At 70.3% G+C, this 20,384-nt stretch carries 19 protein-coding genes; 10 read left to right on the top strand and 9 right to left on the bottom strand.

All coding sequences use genetic code 11. From position 1 onward, the window contains the following. Positions 1-29 precede the first annotated feature (29 nt). Together QWY84_RS04670 and QWY84_RS04675 are read left to right on the top strand one after the other, a co-directional pair. Positions 30-2,465: a penicillin-binding protein 1A gene (locus tag QWY84_RS04670; RefSeq protein WP_290201286.1), complete on the top strand. Its 2,436-nt coding sequence runs from the start codon at positions 30-32 to the stop codon at positions 2,463-2,465. Positions 2,466-2,491: 26 nt separating this feature from the next. Then, a complete protein-coding gene (locus tag QWY84_RS04675; RefSeq protein ID WP_290201287.1) occupies positions 2,492-3,139 on the top strand; it encodes a hypothetical protein in 648 nt (215 codons plus the stop codon). A gap of 18 nt (positions 3,140-3,157) precedes the next feature. Here QWY84_RS04675 and QWY84_RS04680 read toward each other — a convergent pair whose 3' ends face one another. The 4 genes from QWY84_RS04680 to QWY84_RS04695 form a co-directional block, all read right to left on the bottom strand. Beyond that, a complete protein-coding gene (locus tag QWY84_RS04680) occupies positions 3,158-4,453 on the bottom strand; it encodes a citrate synthase (protein WP_290201288.1) in 1,296 nt (431 codons plus the stop codon). 447 nt (positions 4,454-4,900) lie between these two features. Then, a complete protein-coding gene (locus QWY84_RS04685) occupies positions 4,901-5,161 on the bottom strand; it encodes a type B 50S ribosomal protein L31 (RefSeq protein WP_290201289.1) in 261 nt (86 codons plus the stop codon). 114 nt (positions 5,162-5,275) lie between these two features. After that, complete coding sequence (locus tag QWY84_RS04690; protein ID WP_290201290.1) at positions 5,276-5,659, bottom strand: DUF3135 domain-containing protein; 384 nt, start codon at positions 5,657-5,659, stop codon at positions 5,276-5,278. 91 nt (positions 5,660-5,750) lie between these two features. Then, positions 5,751-7,175, bottom strand: coding sequence for an FAD-binding oxidoreductase (locus QWY84_RS04695; RefSeq protein WP_290201291.1), 1,425 nt, complete (start codon positions 7,173-7,175; stop codon positions 5,751-5,753). A gap of 71 nt (positions 7,176-7,246) precedes the next feature. Here QWY84_RS04695 and dinB point away from each other — a divergent pair, with 71 nt between their 5' ends. Then, positions 7,247-8,326: a DNA polymerase IV gene (dinB, locus tag QWY84_RS04700; RefSeq protein WP_290201292.1), complete on the top strand. Its 1,080-nt coding sequence runs from the start codon at positions 7,247-7,249 to the stop codon at positions 8,324-8,326. Positions 8,327-8,355: 29 nt separating this feature from the next. On the opposite strand, the gene QWY84_RS04705 is transcribed toward dinB, so the two are convergent. The 5 genes from QWY84_RS04705 to rph form a co-directional block, all read right to left on the bottom strand. After that, positions 8,356-8,592: a transcriptional antiterminator, Rof gene (locus QWY84_RS04705; protein ID WP_290201293.1), complete on the bottom strand. Its 237-nt coding sequence runs from the start codon at positions 8,590-8,592 to the stop codon at positions 8,356-8,358. Between the two features lie 86 nt (positions 8,593-8,678). Further along, the gene (locus QWY84_RS04710; protein WP_290201294.1) at positions 8,679-8,867 is read right to left on the bottom strand and encodes a CPXCG motif-containing cysteine-rich protein; all 189 of its coding nucleotides are present in this window, start codon (positions 8,865-8,867) and stop codon (positions 8,679-8,681) included. Then, a complete protein-coding gene (hemW, locus tag QWY84_RS04715; RefSeq protein WP_290201295.1) occupies positions 8,864-10,021 on the bottom strand; it encodes a radical SAM family heme chaperone HemW in 1,158 nt (385 codons plus the stop codon). Before hemW ends, QWY84_RS04710 begins: the two co-directional genes overlap by 4 nt. Before the next feature lie 427 nt (positions 10,022-10,448). Then, positions 10,449-11,048 carry an RdgB/HAM1 family non-canonical purine NTP pyrophosphatase gene (gene rdgB / locus QWY84_RS04720; RefSeq protein ID WP_290201296.1) on the bottom strand — a complete coding sequence of 200 codons (600 nt, stop codon included), beginning with the start codon at positions 11,046-11,048 and terminating at the stop codon, positions 10,449-10,451. Next, positions 11,048-11,767, bottom strand: a complete 720-nt coding sequence (gene rph, locus QWY84_RS04725) for a ribonuclease PH (RefSeq protein ID WP_290201297.1) — start codon at positions 11,765-11,767, stop codon at positions 11,048-11,050. The genes rdgB and rph overlap by 1 nt, the downstream gene beginning before the upstream one ends. Positions 11,768-11,968: 201 nt before the next feature. Here rph and QWY84_RS04730 point away from each other — a divergent pair, with 201 nt between their 5' ends. The 7 genes from QWY84_RS04730 (at position 11,969) to recG (ending at position 20,364) form a co-directional block, all read left to right on the top strand. Next, on the top strand, positions 11,969-12,832 hold the full coding sequence (locus tag QWY84_RS04730; protein ID WP_290201298.1) for a YicC/YloC family endoribonuclease: 864 nt from the start codon (positions 11,969-11,971) through the stop codon (positions 12,830-12,832). Positions 12,833-12,839: 7 nt separating this feature from the next. Next, entirely contained in the window at positions 12,840-13,451 is a 612-nt protein-coding gene (gmk, locus tag QWY84_RS04735; protein WP_290201299.1) for a guanylate kinase, read from the top strand. 135 nt (positions 13,452-13,586) lie between these two features. Next, positions 13,587-13,868, top strand: a complete 282-nt coding sequence (gene rpoZ / locus QWY84_RS04740) for a DNA-directed RNA polymerase subunit omega (protein ID WP_290201300.1) — start codon at positions 13,587-13,589, stop codon at positions 13,866-13,868. A gap of 8 nt (positions 13,869-13,876) precedes the next feature. Next, positions 13,877-16,054, top strand: coding sequence for a bifunctional GTP diphosphokinase/guanosine-3',5'-bis pyrophosphate 3'-pyrophosphohydrolase (gene spoT / locus QWY84_RS04745; RefSeq protein WP_290201301.1), 2,178 nt, complete (start codon positions 13,877-13,879; stop codon positions 16,052-16,054). A 45-nt stretch (positions 16,055-16,099) separates the two neighbouring features. Further along, positions 16,100-17,797, top strand: a complete 1,698-nt coding sequence (locus tag QWY84_RS04750; RefSeq protein WP_290201302.1) for an ExeM/NucH family extracellular endonuclease — start codon at positions 16,100-16,102, stop codon at positions 17,795-17,797. 81 nt (positions 17,798-17,878) lie between these two features. Further along, positions 17,879-18,268 (top strand): RidA family protein, encoded by a 390-nt coding sequence (locus QWY84_RS04755; protein WP_290201303.1) that lies wholly within the window; start codon positions 17,879-17,881, stop codon positions 18,266-18,268. Between the two features lie 5 nt (positions 18,269-18,273). Then, entirely contained in the window at positions 18,274-20,364 is a 2,091-nt protein-coding gene (gene recG, locus QWY84_RS04760) for an ATP-dependent DNA helicase RecG (RefSeq protein ID WP_290201304.1), read from the top strand. The last annotated feature ends 20 nt before the right edge of the window (positions 20,365-20,384 follow it).

A 20,384-nucleotide genomic window follows, 5' to 3' on the forward strand; every position in this document is an offset into this window, starting at 1 on the left:
CCGAGATCACGTAGACACTATTGGAACTCATGCGACGAATCCCCCGCTTCCTTGTGTATGGTCTGGCGACCATGCTTTCCCTCGCCCTGGTGGCAGCTGTCGGAGCCGCCGGCGTGTATCTGTACCTGTCCCCTCAGCTGCCGTCCGTCGAATCGCTGCGCGATGTCCGCTACCAGGAGCCGCTGCGTGTCCATGCGGCGGACGGCCAGCTGATCGCCGAGTTCGGCGAGAACCGGCGAGAGCCGGTTCGCTTCGATGAAATCCCCGAGGCCATGCGTCATGCCTTCATCGCCGCCGAGGACCAGCGATTCTATGAGCACCCCGGGGTCGATTACCAGGGGATCGCTCGCGCCGTGCTGTACCTGATCCGCCACCAGGAGATCGGCCCCGGCGGCAGCACCATCACCATGCAGGTGGCGCGGAACTTCTTCCTCACCCGCGAGCAGACGTACCTGCGTAAACTGAACGAAATCCTGCTTGCGTTCAAGATCGAGGGGGAGCTGAGCAAGGAGCAGATCCTCGAGCTCTATCTCAACAAGATCTACCTGGGCCAGCGCGCCTACGGTGTCGGTGCGGCGGCGCAGATCTACTACGGCGCCGACCCCGGCGAGCTCACCCTGGCGCAGACGGCCATGATCGCCGGGTTGCCCAAGGCACCGTCGGCGTGGAATCCCATCGCCGACCCGGAGCGGGCGCTGGAGCGCCGGGCGTACGTCCTGCGGCGCATGCACGAGTCGGGCTACATCACCGAGGAGCAGCTCGCCGAGGCGAGCACGCAGCCGATCACCGCCCACCTGCGGCGGGTGCGCCCGACGGTGGAGGCCCCCTTCGTGGCCGAGATGGCCCGCAAGCACATGGTCGACATGGTCGGCGAGCGCGCCTATACGGGCGGTTATCACGTCTACACCACCATCGACAGCGAGCGCCAGCCGCTGGCCAATGAGGCGCTGCGACAGAACCTGCTCGCCTACACCCGGCGCCACGGCTATCGCGGCCCCGAGGCGCAGGTGGACCTGGAGGCACACGAAGGCAGCGACGCGCTCGACGAGGTGCTCGACGACTACGAGACGCTCGGCGGGCTGCGCGCCGGCATCGTCACCGAGGTCGGCGACAGCGCCCGAGTCTACCTCGGCGACGGCGAGTCCGTGGAGCTGGCTCTCGAGGCCATGGAGTGGGCGCGGCCGTGGATCTCGCAATCCCGCATCGGCGATCCGCCCGAGACGGTCGCCGATGTCGTCTCCGTCGGTGACGTGGTGCGCGTGGAAGAGACGGAGGGCGGCCCGAGGCTGGCCCAGGTGCCGGAGGTCGAAGGAGCGGTGGTCAGCATCGCGCCGCGCAGCGGGGCGCTTCAGGCCCTCGCCGGCGGCTTCGATTTCGACCGCAGCAAGTTCAACCGCGCCGTCCAGGCCGTGCGCCAGCCCGGCTCCGCATTCAAGCCGTTCATCTACGCCGCGGCGCTGGAGAATGGCTACACGCCGGCGACCGTGGTCAACGATGCCCCGGTGGTGTTCGAGGACTCGGCCCTGGAGAGCACGTGGCGTCCCGAGAACTATTCGGGGCGCTTCTATGGTCCGACGCGCCTGCGGGAGGCGTTGATCCATTCCCGGAATCTGGTCTCCATCCGCGTGCTCCGGGACATCGGTGCCGGTACCGCCCTGGACTTCCTGGAGCGCGTCGGCTTCGATGCCGAGCGCATGCCCAGCAATCTCTCCCTGGCGCTAGGCAGTGCCGGCGTGACGCCCTGGGAGCTGACCGCCGGCTATGCCGTGTTCGCCAACGGCGGCTACCGCGTGGAACCGTACTTCATCGAGCGCATCGAGGACGGCAACGGCGAGGTGATCCACGCCGCCGAGCCGACCCTGGCCTGCGAGCGGTGCGGCGCCCTGGAGCCCGGCAGCGGCGGGCAGTACGAGGAACGGGCGGTGATCACGGAGGCCGCCGAGGAGAAAGCCCGGCTCGTTCCTTCCTTCCGGCCGGCGGAGCGGGTCATGTCCCCGCAGAACGCCTATTTGATCACCAGCATGCTCCAGGACGTGATCCGCCAGGGCACCGGGCGTGCGGCCCGGCGCCTGGGCCGGGACGATCTGGCGGGCAAGACGGGGAGCACCAACGAGCTCCAGGATGCCTGGTTCGCCGGTTACAACGCGCACCTGGTGACCACGGCCTGGGTCGGCTTCGATCAGTCGCGCAGCATGGGCCCCGGTGAAACCGGCGCCCGCGCGGCGCTGCCCATATGGATGGATTACATGGGTCCGGCGCTGGAAGGCCTCCCCGAGGAGAGTGTCTCGCGGCCGTCGGGGCTGGTAACCGTGCGGATCGACCCCGAGTCCGGGCTGGTGACCGATGCCAGCAATCCGGATGCCATTTTCGAGACATTCCGCTCCGGGGAGGTGCCCGAGGAGGAGACGGGTGCCTCCGGCAGCGGCGGGGGTGACGGCGACGCGGACGGATCACCCCTGTTCTGAACACGACGCTACGGCAGGAGGCGGTCATGGCCAAGCAGGGGACACCCCGGGATCAGCGCATGAGGCAGCGGCTCACCCTGGAGGCGGCCCGCATCATGGTCGACGAGGGGGTTCGCGACTACTTCCAGGCCAAGCGCAAGGCCGCGGATCGGCTGGGGGCGCCGTCAACCCAGAACATGCCCCGCAATCGTGAGATCCAGGAAGCGGTCGCCGACTACCAACGGCTGTTCCAGGGCGAGGCCCAGGTGGCGCGGCTGCGGGAGCTCCGGGAGACCGCCCGGGACGCCATGCACTTCTTCGCGCGTTTCCGGCCGCGCCTGGTGGGGGCGGTGCTCGACGGCACTGCCGGGGAGTGGTCGGAGGTCAGCCTGCACGTGTTCGCGGACACGCCCGAGGAGCTCGATGTCTTCTTCATGGACCACGGCATTCCCTTCGAGCCGACGGAACGCCGCCTGCGCTTCCGGCGCGATGCCTGGGTCACGCTGCCGGTGTACCGCTTCCTCGCCGGCGGCAACCGCGTGGACATGACCGTGTTCACCGTCGCCGGCCTGCGCCAGCCGCCACTGAGCCACGTGGACGGCCAGCCCATGGCGCGGGCCAACGTGCAGGCGGTGGAGGCGCTGCTCGTCGGCGACGTGGATGACGATCTGGCGATTCCGGTGGCCGGAGGCTGACCCCTCCGCGGCTGCGCCTCAGCGCTGGTCCAGCGGCACGTAGTCCCGCTTGGCGGCGCCGGTGTACAGCTGGCGCGGCCGGCCGATGCGCTGTTCCGGGTCCGAGACCATCTCCATCCACTGGGCCACCCAGCCCGGGGTGCGGCCCAGGGCGAAGAGTACGGTGAAGAACGACATGGGAATGCCCAGGGCCCGGTAGATCAGCCCGGAGTAGAAGTCCACGTTCGGGTACAGCTTGCGCTCGACGAAGTACTCGTCCTGCAGGGCGATCTCTTCCAGCTTGACCGCCAGCTCCAGCTGCGGATCGTTGGCCATGCCCATCTCCTGGAGCACCTCGTGACAGGTGTCCCGGATGATGGTGGCGCGGGGATCGTAGTTCTTGTAGACGCGGTGGCCGAAGCCCATCAGGCGGAAGGGGTCGTCCTTGTCCTTGGCCTTCTGGATGAACTTGTTCACGTTCCGTACGTCGCCGATTTCCTCGAGCATGCGCAGCACGGCCTCGTTGGCGCCCCCGTGCGCCGGCCCCCAGAGCGCTGCGCAGCCGGCGGAGACGGCGGCGAACGGGTTGGTCCCGGTGCTGCCGGCGAGGCGCACGGTGGACGTGCTGGCGTTCTGCTCGTGGTCGGCGTGGAGGATCAGCAGCTGGTCCAGCGCCTTCTCCGCCACCGGATTGACCTTGTACTCCTCCGACGGGCGGGAGAAGAGCATGTTCAGCAGGTTGCCGCTGTAGCTCAGGTGGTTCTTGGGGTACACGAACGGCTCGCCGACAAAGTGCTTGAACGCCGCCCCGGCGATGGTGGGCATCTTGGCGATGATCCGCTGCGCGCACAGGTCGCGGCTGGCGGGATCGTTGATGTCGATGCTGTCGTGGTAGAAGGCGGACAGCGAGCCGACCACCGCGGTCAGCATGGCCATGGGGTGGGCGTTGTAGTGAAAGCCGTTGAAGAAGTTCTTCAGGCTCTCGTTGACCATGGTGTGCCGGGTGATGGAATCGGTGAAGGTGTCCAGCTCCCCGGTGTTCGGCAGCTCGCCGTACAGGAGCAGATAGGACACCTCCAGGAAGCTGCTCTTGTCCGCGAGCTGCTCGATGGGGTAGCCGCGGTAGAGCAGCGTGCCCTGGTCGCCATCGATGAAGGTGATGTCGCTGCGGCAGCTGGCCGTGGAAGTGAAGCCGGCGTCATAGGTGAACTGCCCGAGCTCCCCGTAGAGAGACTTGATGTCTATTGCTGTGGGGCCGTGCGTGCCCTCGCGGACCGGAAGCTCCAGGCTCTTTCCGGTGGCGTTGTCCGTGAGCGTCACAGTGTGCTTCGACATTCGATGTACTCCTCGTCTCTACGGGCGGCCGTGGCGCTGCCCGTGCCGTCGGCGCGGACGCCGCACTGTCGCATCGGTTGCCGGGTCAAGGGACGAGGGCTCCAGCGGGCGGAGAACGGGCTTCCGCCGTCTGCAGACCTGGGTCCCGCGTTTTCGTTGCCGTCACCAGGCAGCTGATGCGCCGTTCGCGCATGCGCACAGACCTGGGTCCTGCGACTGAATCGCGCCGATAGTAACAGCAAAGCAGGAGCCGGGGAAGAATGCGGGGAGAAACGGGATAAGTTAGGGAAAATCGGAGAAAATATAAAAACTAGAAGCGATCATGAGGCCATCTCCGTTTCCGCGACATCCACGGCAGGCGATTGTGTTGCTGCAACGCAAAAGACCCGCGTCGCAGACGCGGGTCTTTCGGGGCAAACGGGCTCCGGACGCCGGTGCTGCCGGCGGTTACTGCCGGGTCTTGCCGAGCCGGCCGTACTTCTGCTTGAACCGGTCCACGCGGCCGCCGCTGGTGAGCACGCGCTGCTTGCCGGTGTAGAAGGGGTGGCTGTTGCTGGAGACTTCCACCTTGACCAGCGGATATTCCTTGCCGTCCTCCCAGGTGATGGTCTCGTCCGTGCGCACGGTGGACCGCGTCACGAACGAGAAATCGGAGGCGATGTCCTGGAACACGACTTCCCGATAGTTCGGATGGATGTCCTTTTTCATGACCGCATGACCTGCCTTGATGGGCGCCGAGACCGAGGGATGCCGGCGCGGGTGTCAGTAAGGTGGCGGATCATACCGTTCGTCCCGGCGGATGACAAGCTTGTCCCGGGAAACCTACGGGCGACTGCCGTCGCGGCTCGCGGCGCGCTGTCGCCCCGGGAACGGCAGCAGCCGGGCGGTGGGCAGGTCCCGCGTGCTGCGTCCGGACCAGCGTGCATCCAGGTGACGGATGTGCTCCACCAGGCCGCCGGGCCCGTGCACGCTCTCCCACATCATGCACGACAGTCGTGCACACGCGGCGAGCGGGTCGCGGTAGCGCTCCCGTTCCCGGTCGATGCGCCACTGCAGGCGCTCCAGGCGCTGGCGGCGATCCGCCGGCGCCAGGGCGATGGCCTCGGCGACGGCCGCCCGCCGACGGGCCTCGAAGGCCTCCGGGTCCGTCCGTGCGAGATCCCGCCATTCGTCAAAGGAAACCTCGGCATTGCGGTTGTGCGTCATGGCGACCCGTCTCCGTCCCCCACTCTTCCAAGCATAGTGCAGGCGGCCAGGGTCTGCCCGCTGCCGGCGCCCTTGGCGGGGCGGCTCCGCGTCAGCGCAGGACCTTCCCCGGATTGAGGATGCCGCGGGGATCCAGCGCGCCCTTGACGCCGCGCATGAGCTCCAGCTCCACCGGGTCCTTGAGCCGCTCCAGCTCCGCCACCTTGAGCTGGCCGACCCCGTGCTCGGCGGCGATGGAGCCGTTCATGGCGGTGACCACGTCGTGCACGACGCGATTGCATTCATCCCAGCGGGCCCGGAAGGCCTCCGCCGGCATGTCGGGGGGCTGGGACAGGTTGAAATGGATATTGCCGTCGCCCAGGTGGCCGAACGGGCACACGCGCACGCCGGGCACCAGGGCTTCCACCCGGGCGGTCGCCTGCTGCAGGAATTCCGGTACCCGGGCGACGGCTACCGAGATGTCGTGCTTGATGCTGGCACCGTCCCGGGTCTGGCCTTCGGGGATGCTCTCGCGCAGATGCCACAGGGCGCGGGCCTGTTCCAGCGACTCGGCGAGTACCGCATCCCGGAGGCGCCCCGCCTCCAGCTCGGTCGCCAGCATCGCCTCCAGGGCCGTGCGCAGGTCGTCGCCGGCCCGCGGCGTGGTGAGCTCCACCAGCAGGTACCAGGGGTGGGCCTCGGCGAACGGATCCCGGCAGCCGGGGACATTGTCCGTGGCCATGGACAGGCTGGTGCGGCTCATGATCTCGCAGGCCGTGACGGTGTCGCCGCTGGCCTGCCGGAGGATCGGTAGCAGGCGGGTCGCGGCCTCGGGGTCGTCCAGTGCCAGCAGCGCGGTCACGGCCTGCTGCGGCCGGGGGAACAGGCGCAGGACCGCGGCCGTGATGATGCCCAGCGTCCCCTCGGAGCCGATGAACAGGTCGCGCAGGTCGTAGCGGCTGTTGTCCTTGCGCAGCCCGGAGAGGCCGTGCCATACGCGGCCGTCCGCCAGGACCACCTCCAGCCCCAGGCAGAGGTCGCGGGCGTTGCCGTATCGCAGGACGTTGATGCCGCCGGCGTTGGTGGCCAGATTGCCGCCCAGCATGCAGCTGCCCTCGGCCGCCAGGCTGAGCGGGAACAGCCGGTCCACGCCGGCTGCCGCCCGCTGGACATCCGCGAGAATGCAGCCCGCCTCGGCGGTGAGCGTGTCGTCGCGGGTGTCCACGGCCCGGATGCGCCGCATGCGGCGCATGCTGAGCAGGACCTGCGTGCCCGCGGCGTCCGGCGCCGCACCCCCGCACAGGCCGGTGTTGCCGCTCTGCGGGACGACCCCGATCCCCGCTGCATGACAGATGGCCATGACCCGGGCGACCTCGTCGGTGGACGCCGGCGCCAGCACGGCGGCGGCCTCGCCGCGGTACAGGCCGCGCCACTCCCGCAGGTACGGCGATCGCGCCTCGCCGGCAATCCAGCCGCCGTCGCCGACCACGTCGTGGAGCCGGGCGAGGGCATCGGCATGCGCTCGTGGTGATTCCATGCCCGCATTCTGCCACGGTTGCCGCACTCGACGGGCCCCGTGCAATGCCGCGGCGCGGTAGAATCACCACCATGACGGCGACGGTGCGCAAGATCATCCACGTGGACATGGACGCCTTCTACGCGTCCGTGGAGCAGCGGGACGACCCCGCGCTGCGCGGGCTGCCGGTGCTGGTGGGCGGCTCGCCCCAGGGGCGGGGCGTCGTGGCGGCGGCGAGCTACGAGGCCCGCCGTTTCGGCATCCACTCCGCCATGCCCGCGGCCCGGGCGGTGCGCCTGTGCCCGGATGCCGTGTTCATGCGCCCGCGCTTCGAGGTCTATCGCGCCGTCTCCCGGGAGATCCGTGCCATCCTCGCCGAGTACACCGACCTGGTGGAGCCCCTGTCCCTGGACGAGGCCTACCTGGATGTCACCGAAACGCCGGGCTTCGACGGCTCCGCGACCCGCATCGCGGCGGCCCTGCGCCGGGCGATCCGGGAGCGCACCGGCCTGACGGCGTCGGCCGGGGTGTCCTACAACAAGTTCCTGGCCAAGCAGGCGTCCGACCTGGAAAAGCCGGACGGGCTGGCCGTGATTCCTCCGGACCAGGGTGAGGCCTTCGTGGCCGCCCTGCCCGTGGGCCGGTTCCACGGGGTCGGCCGGGCCACCGAGGCGCGCATGCAGGCGCTGGGCATTCATACCGGCGCGGATCTGCGGCGGTGGGATCTGGCGGACCTCCAGCAGGCCTTCGGCAAGCGCGCGCCGTTCTACTACGGCATCGCCCGCGGGGTGGACGAGCGGCCCGTGCAGCCGGTGCGCGAGCGCAAGTCCGTGGGCGCGGAGAACACCTTCCCGCGGGACCTGGCCGCCCGGGCCGACATGCGTGCGGCCCTGGAGCCGCTGGCGGCGAAGGTGGCGGCCGGCCTGGCGGCGAAGCAACTACAGGCACGAACCTTGACCCTGAAGGTCAAGTACGCCGACTTCGAGCTCATTACCCGGCGCCGGACCAGCCGGATGGCGATCCGCGAGGCCGAGGACATGATGCCGGTACTGGACGTCCTGCTGGAGGAGACCGACGTGCGCCGGCGCGCCGTGCGTCTGCTCGGCGTCATCGCCGCGGGGCTGGAAGCGCGGGAGACGACGGAGGCCGGGCACCAGATGGCGTTCTGGTAGGGGCGATGTCCTCGCCGCCGGCGGCGCCGCTACAGCGGGCGGAAGCGCCGGATCCGGTCCAGGCGGATCTCCAGCGGGCGACCGACGCTGCGCTGGGCGATCAGGAACTCGGCGTGGTCGCGGCTGCGCAGATCCACCGGCAGCAGGGCCTCCAGGTGCCAGTGTCCGTCCGGGCTCTGCCAGCCCATGCGCAGGCGCGTGCCCTGGACGATGGCGATCTCCAGGGCCGCATAGGTCTCGCATGCGATGGGATGGTAGTCGCTCATGCCCTGTTATATAAATGCGGATCGCCTCCGCGTCTACTCAGGGCGGGCAAACTTTTCGCGGCGGCCGCGAGGGCCCGCGACCGGAGTCAGTCGTCGTCCCGCAGGACGGTGACATCCAGGAGCTCGCCGGCGGTGTCCGTGGCCACCACGAACTCGATGGGCCGGCAGCAGATCTGGCAGTCCTCCACGTACCGCTGGTCGCCCGCGGAGCAGTCCACGGCGGTGGTGAAGGGCTCGCCGCAATAGGGGCATTCCACGGTGGTCTCGTGAATCATGACGTCTCCGGGAGGAATCGCTGCAGCAGCGTGTCGAGATGCGCGTGCCCGGTGGTGGTGGTGCGTATGCGGCCGTCGGCGTCTTCCAGCAGGCCGTCGGCGACGGCCTGCGCCACCCCGGAGGCGACCGCCGTGTAGTCCATGCCGGTGCGGTCAGCGAACAGCTCCGGCGTGAACCCCTGCTCCAGGCGCAGGGCGTTCATCAGGAATTCCAGGGGGCGCTCGGCGACGGGCAGCGGCCAGGCTTCGGCCTCGGCGCGGCCGTTGCGGGCGCGGTCCATGTACAGGGCCGGCACCTTGACCTTGCGGTAGCGCCGGATCGTGCCGGTAGCGGCATCGCTGATCTTGCCGTGGGCGCCGGCACCGATGGCCAGGTAGTCGCCGAATGCCCAGTAGTTGAGGTTGTGCCGGCAGGCGTGTCCGGGCCGGGCCCACGCGGAGACCTCGTAGCGGCGCAGCCCCTGGCCCCGGAGGTGCTCATCGCAGGCCTGCTGCATGGCCCAGGCGGTGTCCTCGTCGGGCAGCGCCGGCGGGTGGCTGTAGAACACCGTGTTGGGCTCGATGGTGAGCTGGTAGTGGGAGATGTGCGGCGCCCCCAGGCGTACCGCCTCGGCGACATCCTGCAGCGCTGCCGCCGGCGTCTGGCCGGGGAGGGCGAACATCAGGTCGACGTTGAAGGTGGTGAAGCCGGCCGCATGCGCCGCCTCGACGGCCCGGCGGGCCTCGTCGGGGCCGTGGATGCGGCCCAGCGCCTCCAGGCGCGCCGGATCGAAGCTCTGCACGCCGATGGACAGCCGGTTCACCCCTGCCGAGCGGAACGCGGCGAACCGCCCCTGTTCCAGGGTGCCCGGGTTGGCCTCCAGGGTGATCTCCGCCCCGGCTTCCAGGTGCGGCGCCAGCCAGTCCAGCACGCGCCCCACCGCTTCCGGCGGGAACAGGCTGGGCGTGCCGCCGCCGATGAATACCGAGGCGATGGTGCGTCCGCCGGCGCGCTCCAGCTCGCGGTCCAGGTCCGCCCGCAGCGCCGCCAGATAGGTCTCCACCGGGAGCTGCTCCGGCGCCGCGTGGGAGTTGAAGTCGCAGTACGGACACTTGCGCACGCACCAGGGGAGATGCACGTAGAGGCCGAGGGGCGGGGTCTGCATGGCGGTCATGGCCGATTCGTGAACCTCTCTTCGGGGCGTTGATGGCGCGGCGCTTCCGGCAGCGGGCGGCCGAGGATGTCCGTCTACCAACGTATCTCGGGCCCGGCGGCACGACGTTCCGGTCCATCCGATGCCCTGGCAATGTCGCAGCTGAAGCCGCTCCTACAGCCGTTGGCGGCCGGCTGTGCCGCGCCTGCGGAAGGTGCTTCAGCCCCAACCCGCTGGACATCTCCGGGCGCATCGGGTCCACGGGGCCGTAGGAGCGACGTCAGTCGCGACCTACCAGAGTGTCCGGATTTTATGGTCGAGGCTGAAGCCCCTCCCACACCGTCCCCGGGTGGCATGATGCCGGCGAATGTGGGAGCGGCTTCAGCCGCGACGTTCCAGGGGGCATCACGTTGCCTGGAAGGTCGCGACTCACGTCGCTCCTGCGGCGCTAGTCGCGCTCCCCGCGCAGGGCCTCGACCAGCGCCCGCAGGGCCTGGCCCCGGTGGCTGAGCTCGTTCTTGGTCGCGGCGGGCAGCTCGGCGGCGCTGCAGCCTTCCCCGGGCACCCAGAACACCGGATCGTAGCCGAAGCCGCCGGCACCGCGCGGCGCCTCCAGGATGTGCCCCTGCCACACCCCCTGGCAGATCAGCGGGGCCGGGTCGTCCGCGTGCCGGAGGTAGACCATAACGCAGCGGAAACGTGCCGTGCGCTCTTGCGCCGGGATGCCGGCGAGCTCCGCGAGGAGCAGGCTGTTGTTGGCCTCGTCGTCGCCGTGCTCGCCGGCGTAGCGGGCCGAGTGGATGCCCGGCTCGCCGTCCAGGGCGTCCACCTCCAGGCCGGAGTCGTCGCCGATGGCCGCCAGGCGGGTGTGCTCGCAGGCATTGCGCGCCTTGATCAGGGCGTTCTCCACGAAGGTGCGTCCGGTCTCCTCCGCCTCCGGCACCAGGTACTCGGACTGCGGGATGACGTCATGGCCGGCCGGCCGGACCAGCTCCGCGACCTCGCCGACCTTGCCGGTATTGTTGCTGGCGAAGATGATGCGTGCCATCAGTCCCCCTCCAGCGCCTCCCGCTGCCGGGCGATCAGCTCGCCGATGCCCTGCTCGGCCAGCGCCGTCATGGCGTTGAGCTCGTCCCGGCGGAAGGCGTGGCCTTCCGCCGTGCCCTGGATCTCGATGAAGGCGCCGGCGTCGTTCATCACCACGTTCATGTCCGTCTCCGCCTCGCTGTCCTCCAGGTAGTCCAGGTCCAGCACCGGCGTGCCCCGGTAGATGCCCACGGACACGGACGCGATCTGCCCGTGCAGCGGGTTGAAACGCAGCGCCCCCTTGTCGACCAGCGCTGCCATGGCGTCGGCCAGGGCGACGTAGCCGCCGGTAATCGCCGCCGTGCGGGTGCCGCCGTCGGCCTGCAGCACGTCGCAGTCGATGACCACGCTGCGCTCGCCCAGCGCCTGCATGTCGATACCGGCGCGCAGGGAGCGGCCGATCAGGCGCTGGATCTCCACGGTACGCCCCTGCTGCTTGCCGCGGGCGGCCTCGCGGCCCATGCGCGACCCGGTGGACCGCGGCAGCATGCCGTACTCCGCCGTGACCCAGCCCTGGCCCTTGCCGCGCAGGAAGCCGGGGACGTTGTCCTCCACCGAGGCCGTGCACAACACGCGGGTGTCGCCGAATTCCACCAGAACCGAGCCCTCGGCGTGCTTGGTGAACCGGCGTGTGAGTCGAACGGGGCGTAGCTCGTCGGGCTGTCGGCCGCTGGGGCGCATGCGCATGTCTCCGGGTTGGGTGTGCGGCGAACAGCGGTCCGGCGACGGCGCCGGTGGCGTCCGGGTAGCCGGTGACCGCAGGCGCGGCAGGATAACACACCGCGCGGCAGCGTCGCCCGGCAGCGGTTTTTCCCCCGGCCGGTAATGGGTACCATGGCCGCTTTCACGCCCCCCGCGCGGGCGCCTACCGGAGAGTGCAGCATGGCACGCAGCATGACCGCCTTCGACCGACGCGAGACCCGGGCAGACTGGGGGCGGCTGAGCTGGGAGCTGCGCTCGGTCAACCATCGCTACCTGGACGTGCATCCGCGCCTGCCCGAGGAGCTCCGGGGGCTGGAGCCGGAGGTGCGCGAGCGGATCGGCCAGCGCCTCGCCCGCGGCAAGGTCGAGTGCACCCTGCGCTTCGAGCCAGCGGTGGCCGCCTCCGGGGTGCAGGTGAACTGGGACTATGTCGACCAGCTGCTGGCGGCCACCCGGGAGCTCAACGTCCGCCTGCACGGCGCGGCGTCCATTCCGGCCACGGACTTCCTGCGCATGCCCGGGGTTGTCGTGGATACGCGCCCGGACCTGGAGCCGGTGCAGGCCGCGGCGCTGAGCCTGCTGGACGAGGCCCTGGAGGGATTCGTGGCCACCCGCGAGCGCGAGGGCGAGCGCCTGGCGGCCATGATCCGGGACCGGGCGGAGCAGCTGGCAAGCATCGCGGCGACCATCCGCGATCGCCTGCCGGAGCTCAACCAGCGCTGGCGGGAGAAGCTGGAGGCGCGGCTGGCGGAGCTGGAGCAGCCCGCCGATCCCGGGCGGCTGGAGCAGGAGCTGGTCTACGTCGCCCAGCGGGCCGATGTTGCCGAGGAGCTGGACCGGCTCGAGGCACACGTCCAGGAGATTGCCGAGGTCCTGGGCAGAAGCGAGCCCATCGGGCGCCGCCTGGACTTTCTCATGCAGGAGCTCAACCGCGAGGCCAATACCCTGGGCTCCAAGTCGGCCGCCCTGGAGACGACCAATGCCTCCGTGGACATGAAAGTGCTCATCGAGCAGATGCGCGAGCAGATCCAGAATCTGGAGTAGGCCGTCCATGACCGGCACCCTGTACATCATCTCGGCCCCGTCGGGGGCCGGCAAGACCAGCCTCGTCAAGGCGCTGGTGGACACCATTCCGGGGCTGAGCATCTCCGTGTCCCATACGACCCGGCCGCGCCGCGACGGCGAGGTCGACGGCGTCGACTACCACTTCGTGGATGCCGAGGCCTTCGAGGCCATGGCAGCCGCCGGCGACTTCCTGGAGCACGCGCGGGTGTTCGGCAATGCCTACGGCACCGCCCGCAGCAGTGTCGAGGAGCAGCTGGAGGTCGGCACCGACGTCATCCTGGAGATCGACTGGCAGGGAGCGCAGCAGGTACGCGCGGCGCTGCCGGATGCGGTGTCCGTGTTCATCCTGCCGCCTTCGCGGCGGGAGCTGGAACGGCGGTTGCGCGCCCGGGGCAAGGACAGCGAGGACGTGATCGCGCGCCGCCTGCGGGAGGCCCAGAGCGAGATGTCCCACTACCACGAGTACGATTACCTGGTGGTCAACGACGCGTTCGGCCACGCCCTGGAGGAGCTGGTGGCCATCGCGCGGGCCCGGCGCCTGCGGCTGGCCGCCCAGCAGGAGCGTCTCGGCGATACCCTGCAGGACCTGCTGGGCTGAGGCGCACGCTAGCACCCTGGTGCAACTTGCCCGGTGCCGGCGCTGTCTGAATACAGTGCGGGGGCGCACGTGACCGTGCGTTTCAGGTACACTAGGGTTTGCGGAAGTCTATTTTGATCAGGGAGTCAAGACCCCATGGCACGTGTTACTGTCGAGGACTGCCTCGAAAACGTCGACAACCGGTTCGAACTGGTCCTGGTTGCATCCAAGCGCGCCCGCCAGCTGGCCCACGGCGTCGACGCGCGGGTGCCCCTGGAGAACGACAAGCCCACGGTGCTGGCGCTGCGCGAGATCGCGGGCGGCCACGTGGGGGCCTCCATCCTGGAGGAGGATCTCCAGGCCGAGTACCAGGCGGTCGCCGAGACCCAGGCCCCGCCCATGCCGGAGATTCCGGACGAGCTGCCGGACGAAACGTGAGGTGATCCTTGGCACACGCTGACCCGCTCCCTGCGGAGGCCACGCAGACCGGGACCGATCCGGGTCGCCGGGTCAGCGAGTTGTGTTCGTTGCTGGAGACGTACCTGGAGCCGGAGCAGGTCCAGACGGTCTACCGCGCCTACCAGTTCGGCGCCAGCGCCCACGACGGGCAGCGGCGATTGTCCGGCGAGCCCTACATCACCCATCCCGTGGCGGTGGCGAAGGTCCTGGGCGAGATGCGCCTGGACTACCAGAGCATCGTCGCCGCCATCCTCCATGACGTCATCGAGGACACCCCCACCGCCAAGGAGCACATCGCCGAGGATTTCGGCGAGGAGGTCGCCGAGCTCGTCGACGGCGTGTCCAAGCTCACGCAGATCCAGTTCGAGAGCAAGGCCGAGGCCCAGGCGGCCAACTTCCGCAAGATGATGATGGCCATGTCCCGGGACATCCGGGTCATCATCATCAAGCTCGCCGACCGCCTGCACAACATGCGCACCGTCTGGGTGATGCCGCCCCACAAGCGGCGCCGCATCGCGCGCGAGACCCTGGATATCTACGCCCCCATCGCCAATCGCCTGGGCATCAACAACGTCCGCATCGAGCTGGAAGACCTCTGTTTCGCCGCCATCCACCCCATGCGCTGCCGGGTGATCAAGGCCCAGGTGCGCAAGGCGCGCCGCAACCAGAAGGCGGTGGTCGGCAAGGTGCGCGACGCCCTCCAGGGGCGGCTCGCGGAAGTGGGCATCGAGGCCACCCTGGAGTCCCGCGAGAAGCACCTCTACAGCATCTACCAGAAGATGCGCGGCGAGGTGGGCGACCGCAAGGGCTTCAATGCCGTCCTGGATGTCTACGGCTTCCGCGTCATTGTCGATTCTGTGGACTCCTGCTATCGCGTGCTTGGGGCCCTGCACGGCCTCTACAAGCCGGTGCCCGGGTGTTTCAAGGACTACATCGCCATCCCCAAGAGCAACGGCTACCAGTCCCTGCACACCACGCTCTGGGGGCCGCAGGGCATCCAGATCGAGGTGCAGATCCGCACCACCGAGATGCACCGGGTGGCCGAGATGGGCGTGGCCGCGCACTGGATGTACAAGGCCGGCGAGGCCGCCCAGAACACCGCCCAGAGCCGGGCCCGGGAGTGGGTCAAGGATCTGCTGGAGATGCAGAAGAACGCCGGCAACCCGCTGGAGTTCATCGAGAACGTCAAGATCGACCTGTTCCCCGACGAGGTCTACGTGTTCACGCCCAGCGGCGACATCATGGAGATGCCCCGGGGGGCGACGCTGGTGGACTTCGCCTACGCCGTGCACTCGGATATCGGTGACACCTGCCTGGCGGCCAAGGTGGACAAGCGCCTCGTGCCCCTGCGCACCCAACTCGAGACCGGCCAGACCATTGATATCATCACCGCGCCGGGGGCGCGGCCCAACCCCGCCTGGCTGGATTTCGTCGTCACCGCCAAGGCGCGCTCGGCGATCCGGCATTCCCTCAAGAACCTGCGCCACGAGGAAGCCATCAGCCTGGGGCGGCGCCTGCTGGAGCAGGCGCTGGAGAGCGTGTCCCTGGAGCTGGACCAGATCCCGCCCGAGCAGATGGAGCGCGGCCTGGCGGCCCAGGGCTTCGAGACCCTGGAGGGCCTGCTGGAGAACATCGGCCTGGGGCGGCGCATGCCCTGGCTGGCGGCGCGCCACCTGGCGGGGCTTTCGGACGACGTGGTCGAGTCCGACGACGGCGACCGCCAGCGGCTGACCATCCGGGGCACCGAGGGCGCGGTGGTCACCTTCGCGCGCTGCTGCAACCCCATTCCCGGTGATCCGATCATCGGCTTCGCCAGCTCCGGCCGCGGCATGGTGGTGCACCTGCAGGACTGCAAGAATCTCCACGAGTACCGCAAGCACCCGGAGAAGTGGCTGGACGTCCAGTGGGAGCCGGAGATCGACCGCGACTTCTCCGTGCCTGTGCGCGTCGACGTGGTCAACGAGCGCGGCGTGCTGGCCGGCGTGGCGGCGACCATCTCCGAGAGCGAGGGCAACATCCTCAATGTCTCCGTGGACGAGCGCGAGGGCATGATCGCCACCATCAACTTCAGCATCGCGGTCAAGGGGCGACGACACCTCGCCCGCATCATGCGGCGCCTGCGCGTGCTCAACAGCGTGCTGCGCATCACCCGGGTGAAGGGCTGAGGGATCACTGACAGGCCCGGGAGGTGCCCGAGCGGTGAGGTGTGAATGAGGCGCTGGCTGCTGCGCAGGGACGTGCTCTGGACGGCCGGCCTGCTGACCCTTCTGGTGGCGTATCTCGCCTTCGGCGATGCCGCCGACCCCTGTCTTGACCAGCCGGTCTCGCTGGCCGCGGCCGCCGGATACGGCGACGGTGCGCTGGCGCCGCACGAGCGGGTCACCGTCGCGGGCACGGTGACCGCGACGTTCCTGGGCGACAACGCCCTGAACGGCTTCTTCCTGCAGGCCGCCGACGCCCGGGGCGAGCCCGCGGCGCTGTTCGTCTATGCGCCCGGGCTCGACGACGCCGAACGGCGCCGGGTCCGGCGCGGGGCGCGGCTGCAGGTGCGCGGGACCACGGACCGCTTCCACGGTCGACCGCAGGTCGGCCACGTGGAGGCCGTCCACCAGTGCGGCGGCGGTGGCCGTCCCGAGCCGGTCGTGCTGGAGGGCACGCCGGATCGGGGCAAGGGCTCGCGCATGGAGGGGCTGCTGGTGCGCCACTCCGGCGAGCTCGTGGTCACGGGCAACCAGCGCCTGGGGCGTTTCGGCACCCTGGCCCTGGCCCCCGAGCGGCTCGTGCGCCGACGCAGCGGCGAGCAACCGGAGAACGTGCTGCTGCTGGACGACGGCAGCTACGCCACCCATCCCGATCCGGTGCCGTACCTCGATCCCGACAGTGGCACCCGGCGCGCCGGCGACCGCGTGCGCGGGGTGACCGGTATTCTCACCCACGCATTCGACCGTTGGCGCATCCATCCGGTCACGCCGCCGTCGTTCCGCGCCGCGAACCCGCGCCCCCGCCGTCCCGGACCGGTCGGCGGCGATCTTCGGGCCGCGGCGTTCAACGTGCAGAACTACTTCGTCACCACCGGCGAGCGCGGGGCCGCCGATCGGCGGGCACGGGCGCGTCAGCGCCAGCGCCTGCGCGCCGCCCTGGCCAGGCTGGATGCGGACCTGCTCGCCCTGGCCGAGGTGGAGAACGATGCGCGTGCGCTGGCCGATCTGGTCGGGGGCCCCGCGCCTGCGGCCGACGGCCGCGCCTACCGCGTCGTCCGGGGTGGCGACCCCGGCGGCGACGCCATTCGCGCCGGCCTGGCGTACCGGCCGCAGCGCCTGGAGCTGGTGGCCGGCCCGTTCCGCGACGGCGCGCCGGTCCACGACCGCCCGCCCCAGGCGGCGGTGTTCCGGCCGCCCGGCGGGCGGGCGTTCCTGGCGGCGGCCGTGCACTTCAAGTCCAAGACCCGCTGCCCCGAGCACGGCGACGTGGACACGGGGGAAGGCTGCTGGAATCAGCGGCGGACCGAGCAGGCCCGCGCCCTGGTGGACTTCGTCCGGGAGCAGGCCCGCCGGCACGATATCGACGACATCCTGCTGCTGGGCGATTTCAACAGCTACCCCGGGGAAGCGCCCATGCGGGCTCTCGCCGAGGCCGGCTTCACCGACCTGGTCGGCGGCCATGCCGGCGCCGGTGACGGCTATACGTACGTCTACCGCGAGGCCGCCGGCAGGCTGGACTACGCCCTGGCGAACGACAGCATGCGCAGCCGTGTCCGCGGGGCCGCGGCGTGGCACATCAACGCCGACGAACCGGCAGCCCTGGCCTATGACGGGCGGATGGCGGCGGGCGGCGGTGCGCGCGGGCAGCCGTTCCGCTCCTCCGATCATGACCCGGTGCTGGTCGGCTTCGACAGCGGCGACGACTGACGGCGCGTTCGGGCGCGCCACTGCCTGCGCCTTTCTGATACCTTTGGAGGCGATTGCCCGAAAGAGGAGAGGAAAACCACCATGACGCGGGAAGTGATCCAGACGGATCGAGCACCGTCCGCCATTGGCCCCTATTCGCAAGCCGTACGCGCGGGTGACACGGTCTACCTGTCCGGCCAGATTCCGCTGGAGCCGGAGAGCATGGACCTGGTGCGCGGCGACATCCGGGCCCAGGTCGAGCAGGTGTTCGCCAATCTGGAAGCCGTCTGCGATGCGGCCGGCGCCGGCCTGGCCGATATCGTCAAGCTCAACATCTATCTCACCGACCTCGGTAACTTCGGCCTGGTTAACGAGATGATGGAAGAGCGCTTCAACGAGCCGTATCCGGCGCGTGCGGCCCTGGGGGTCGCCAGCCTGCCCAAGGGCGCGGGCGTCGAGATGGACGCCGTCCTGGTGCGCACCCGGGGCTGACGCGGGTGCCGGCCCAAGTCGACAAGGAGGCCCTGGGCCGGCCCGTTACCAGCCTGCACGGCGTCGGCGAGCGCCAGGCCGAGCGCCTGGGGCAGCTCGGCGTCGCCACCGTGCGCGATCTGCTTCTGCATCTGCCCCTGCGCTACGAGGACCGCAGCCGCGTGCGCCGGCTCGGCGAGCTGCGGCCCGGGATGCAGGCGCTCACGGCGGGGACCGTGGAGCTCACCGAGATCGTCCAGGGGCGCCGGTCCCGCCTGGTGTGCCGTCTCACCGACGGTACGGGGGCGCTGACCCTGGTCTTCTTCCATTATCACCCGAGCCAGCAGCAACGGCTGGCTCGCGGCACCCGGGTGCGCTGCTTCGGCGAGGTGCGCGAGGGCCCCGGGGGCCTGCAGATGGTGCACCCGGAGATCGAGCGCGACAGCGCCGGCGACGACGCCGGCGACGGTCTCCTGCCGGTCTATCCCACCACCCAGGGCCTGAACCAGACGGCACTGCGGCGCCTGGTGGACCGGGCGCTGGCGCTGCTCGCGGCCTCGCCGCCGGAGGAGCTGCTGCCCGGGGACCTCCGGGAAACCCTGGGGGTTCCGGGATTCGCCGAGGCCGTCACCACCCTGCACCGGCCACCCGCGGACGGCGACCCCGTGCACCTGATGGCATCGGATCATCCCGCCCGCCGGCGGCTGGTCATCGAGGAGCTGCTGGCCCATCACCTGACCCTGCGCCGGCAGCGCCACGCGCTCCGCGAGCGCGCCGCGGCGCCGGTTCTCCGGGGTACGGGCCGGCTGGTGGCGGCGTTCATGGACTCGCTGGCGTTCGCGCTCACGGCCGCCCAGGAGCGGGTCAACCGGGAGACAGCGGAGGACATGGCGCGGCGCGCGCCCATGCTGCGCCTGGTGCAGGGCGACGTGGGCTCCGGCAAGACGGTGATCGCGGCGCTGGCCGCCCTGCGCTGCGTGGAGACGGGCTTCCAGGCGGCGATCATGGCGCCCACCGAGCTCCTGGCGGAGCAGCATTTCCGCAATTTCCGCGATTGGCTGGAGCCTCTGGGCGTGACCGTGACCTGGCTGTCCGGGCGCCTGGCCGCCGGCCAGCGGCGCGAGGCCCTGCAGGCGCTGGCGGACGGGCAGACCGGCGTGGTGGTCGGCACTCACGCCCTGTTCCAGGAGGAGGTGCAGTTCCACCGTCTGGGCCTGGTGGTGGTGGACGAGCAGCACCGTTTCGGGGTGCACCAGCGCCTCGCGCTGCGGGAGAAGGGCCAGACCGGCACCGCCCAGCCGCACCAGCTGATCATGACGGCCACGCCCATCCCCCGGACACTGGCCATGACCGCCTACGCCGATCTCGATGTCTCCGTGATCGACGAGCTGCCCCCGGGGCGCAGTCCCGTCACCACCGTGGCCGTGCCCGACAGCCGCCGCGACGAGGTGGTCGCCGGCGTGGACAAGGCCTGCCGCGAGGGCCGGCAGGCCTACTGGGTGTGCACCCTGGTCGAGGAGTCCGACGCCCTCCAGGCGCAGGCCGCGGAGGAGACCGCCGGCCAGCTGCGCGAGGCGCTGGCCGACCGGCGCATCGGCCTGGTCCACGGGCGCCTGCGCGCCGCCGAGAAGGACGCGGCCATGCAGGCCTTCGCCCGGGGCGAGCTCGATGTCCTCGTGGCCACCACGGTCATCGAGGTGGGCGTGGATGTCCCCAACGCCAGCCTCATGGTCATCGAGAACCCCGAGCGCCTGGGCCTGGCCCAGCTGCACCAGCTGCGCGGCCGGGTGGGGCGCGGGGCCGCGGCGAGCAGCTGCGTGCTGCTGTATCACGCCCCGCTCACCGACACCGCCCGGGCCCGGCTCGCGGTCCTGCGGCAGTCCGGCGACGGTTTCGAGATCGCCCGCCGGGACCTCGAGATCCGGGGCCCCGGGGAGCTGTTGGGAACCCGGCAGACCGGGGCCTGGCAGCTGCGGGTGGCCGATCTCGTCCGTGACGGCGAGCTGATCCCCCGCGTCCAGGGCGCTGCGGACCGGCTGCTGCGCGAGGCACCGGACCGGGCGGACGCGCTCATCCAGCGCTGGGTCGGCGAGGCCGCCCGGTACGGGCAGGTGTGACGGGATGCAACGTCGCGGGC

The organism is Aquisalimonas lutea, assembly GCF_030409225.1.
GTDB classification, from domain to species: domain Bacteria; phylum Pseudomonadota; class Gammaproteobacteria; order Nitrococcales; family Aquisalimonadaceae; genus Aquisalimonas; species Aquisalimonas lutea.

Excerpts from the sequence above, each read along its gene's own strand:
- QWY84_RS04730 (WP_290201298.1), top strand. The coding sequence starts at position 11,969 with ATGGCACGCAGCATGACCGCCTTCGACCGACGCGAGACCCGGGCAGAC.
- hemW (WP_290201295.1), bottom strand. The coding sequence starts at position 10,021 with ATGACCGCCATGCAGACCCCGCCCCTCGGCCTCTACGTGCATCTCCCC.
- rph (WP_290201297.1), bottom strand. The coding sequence starts at position 11,767 with ATGCGCCCCAGCGGCCGACAGCCCGACGAGCTACGCCCCGTTCGACTC.
- QWY84_RS04675 (WP_290201287.1), top strand. The coding sequence starts at position 2,492 with ATGGCCAAGCAGGGGACACCCCGGGATCAGCGCATGAGGCAGCGGCTC.
- QWY84_RS04705 (WP_290201293.1), bottom strand. The coding sequence starts at position 8,592 with ATGAGCGACTACCATCCCATCGCATGCGAGACCTATGCGGCCCTGGAG.
- dinB (WP_290201292.1), top strand. The coding sequence starts at position 7,247 with ATGACGGCGACGGTGCGCAAGATCATCCACGTGGACATGGACGCCTTC.
- rdgB (WP_290201296.1), bottom strand. The coding sequence starts at position 11,048 with ATGGCACGCATCATCTTCGCCAGCAACAATACCGGCAAGGTCGGCGAG.
- QWY84_RS04710 (WP_290201294.1), bottom strand. The coding sequence starts at position 8,867 with ATGATTCACGAGACCACCGTGGAATGCCCCTATTGCGGCGAGCCCTTC.
- rpoZ (WP_290201300.1), top strand. The coding sequence starts at position 13,587 with ATGGCACGTGTTACTGTCGAGGACTGCCTCGAAAACGTCGACAACCGG.
- QWY84_RS04670 (WP_290201286.1), top strand. The coding sequence starts at position 30 with ATGCGACGAATCCCCCGCTTCCTTGTGTATGGTCTGGCGACCATGCTT.
- gmk (WP_290201299.1), top strand. The coding sequence starts at position 12,840 with ATGACCGGCACCCTGTACATCATCTCGGCCCCGTCGGGGGCCGGCAAG.
- QWY84_RS04690 (WP_290201290.1), bottom strand. The coding sequence starts at position 5,659 with ATGACGCACAACCGCAATGCCGAGGTTTCCTTTGACGAATGGCGGGAT.
- QWY84_RS04695 (WP_290201291.1), bottom strand. The coding sequence starts at position 7,175 with ATGGAATCACCACGAGCGCATGCCGATGCCCTCGCCCGGCTCCACGAC.
- QWY84_RS04755 (WP_290201303.1), top strand. The coding sequence starts at position 17,879 with ATGACGCGGGAAGTGATCCAGACGGATCGAGCACCGTCCGCCATTGGC.
- QWY84_RS04680 (WP_290201288.1), bottom strand. The coding sequence starts at position 4,453 with ATGTCGAAGCACACTGTGACGCTCACGGACAACGCCACCGGAAAGAGC.
- QWY84_RS04750 (WP_290201302.1), top strand. The coding sequence starts at position 16,100 with ATGAGGCGCTGGCTGCTGCGCAGGGACGTGCTCTGGACGGCCGGCCTG.
- QWY84_RS04685 (WP_290201289.1), bottom strand. The coding sequence starts at position 5,161 with ATGAAAAAGGACATCCATCCGAACTATCGGGAAGTCGTGTTCCAGGAC.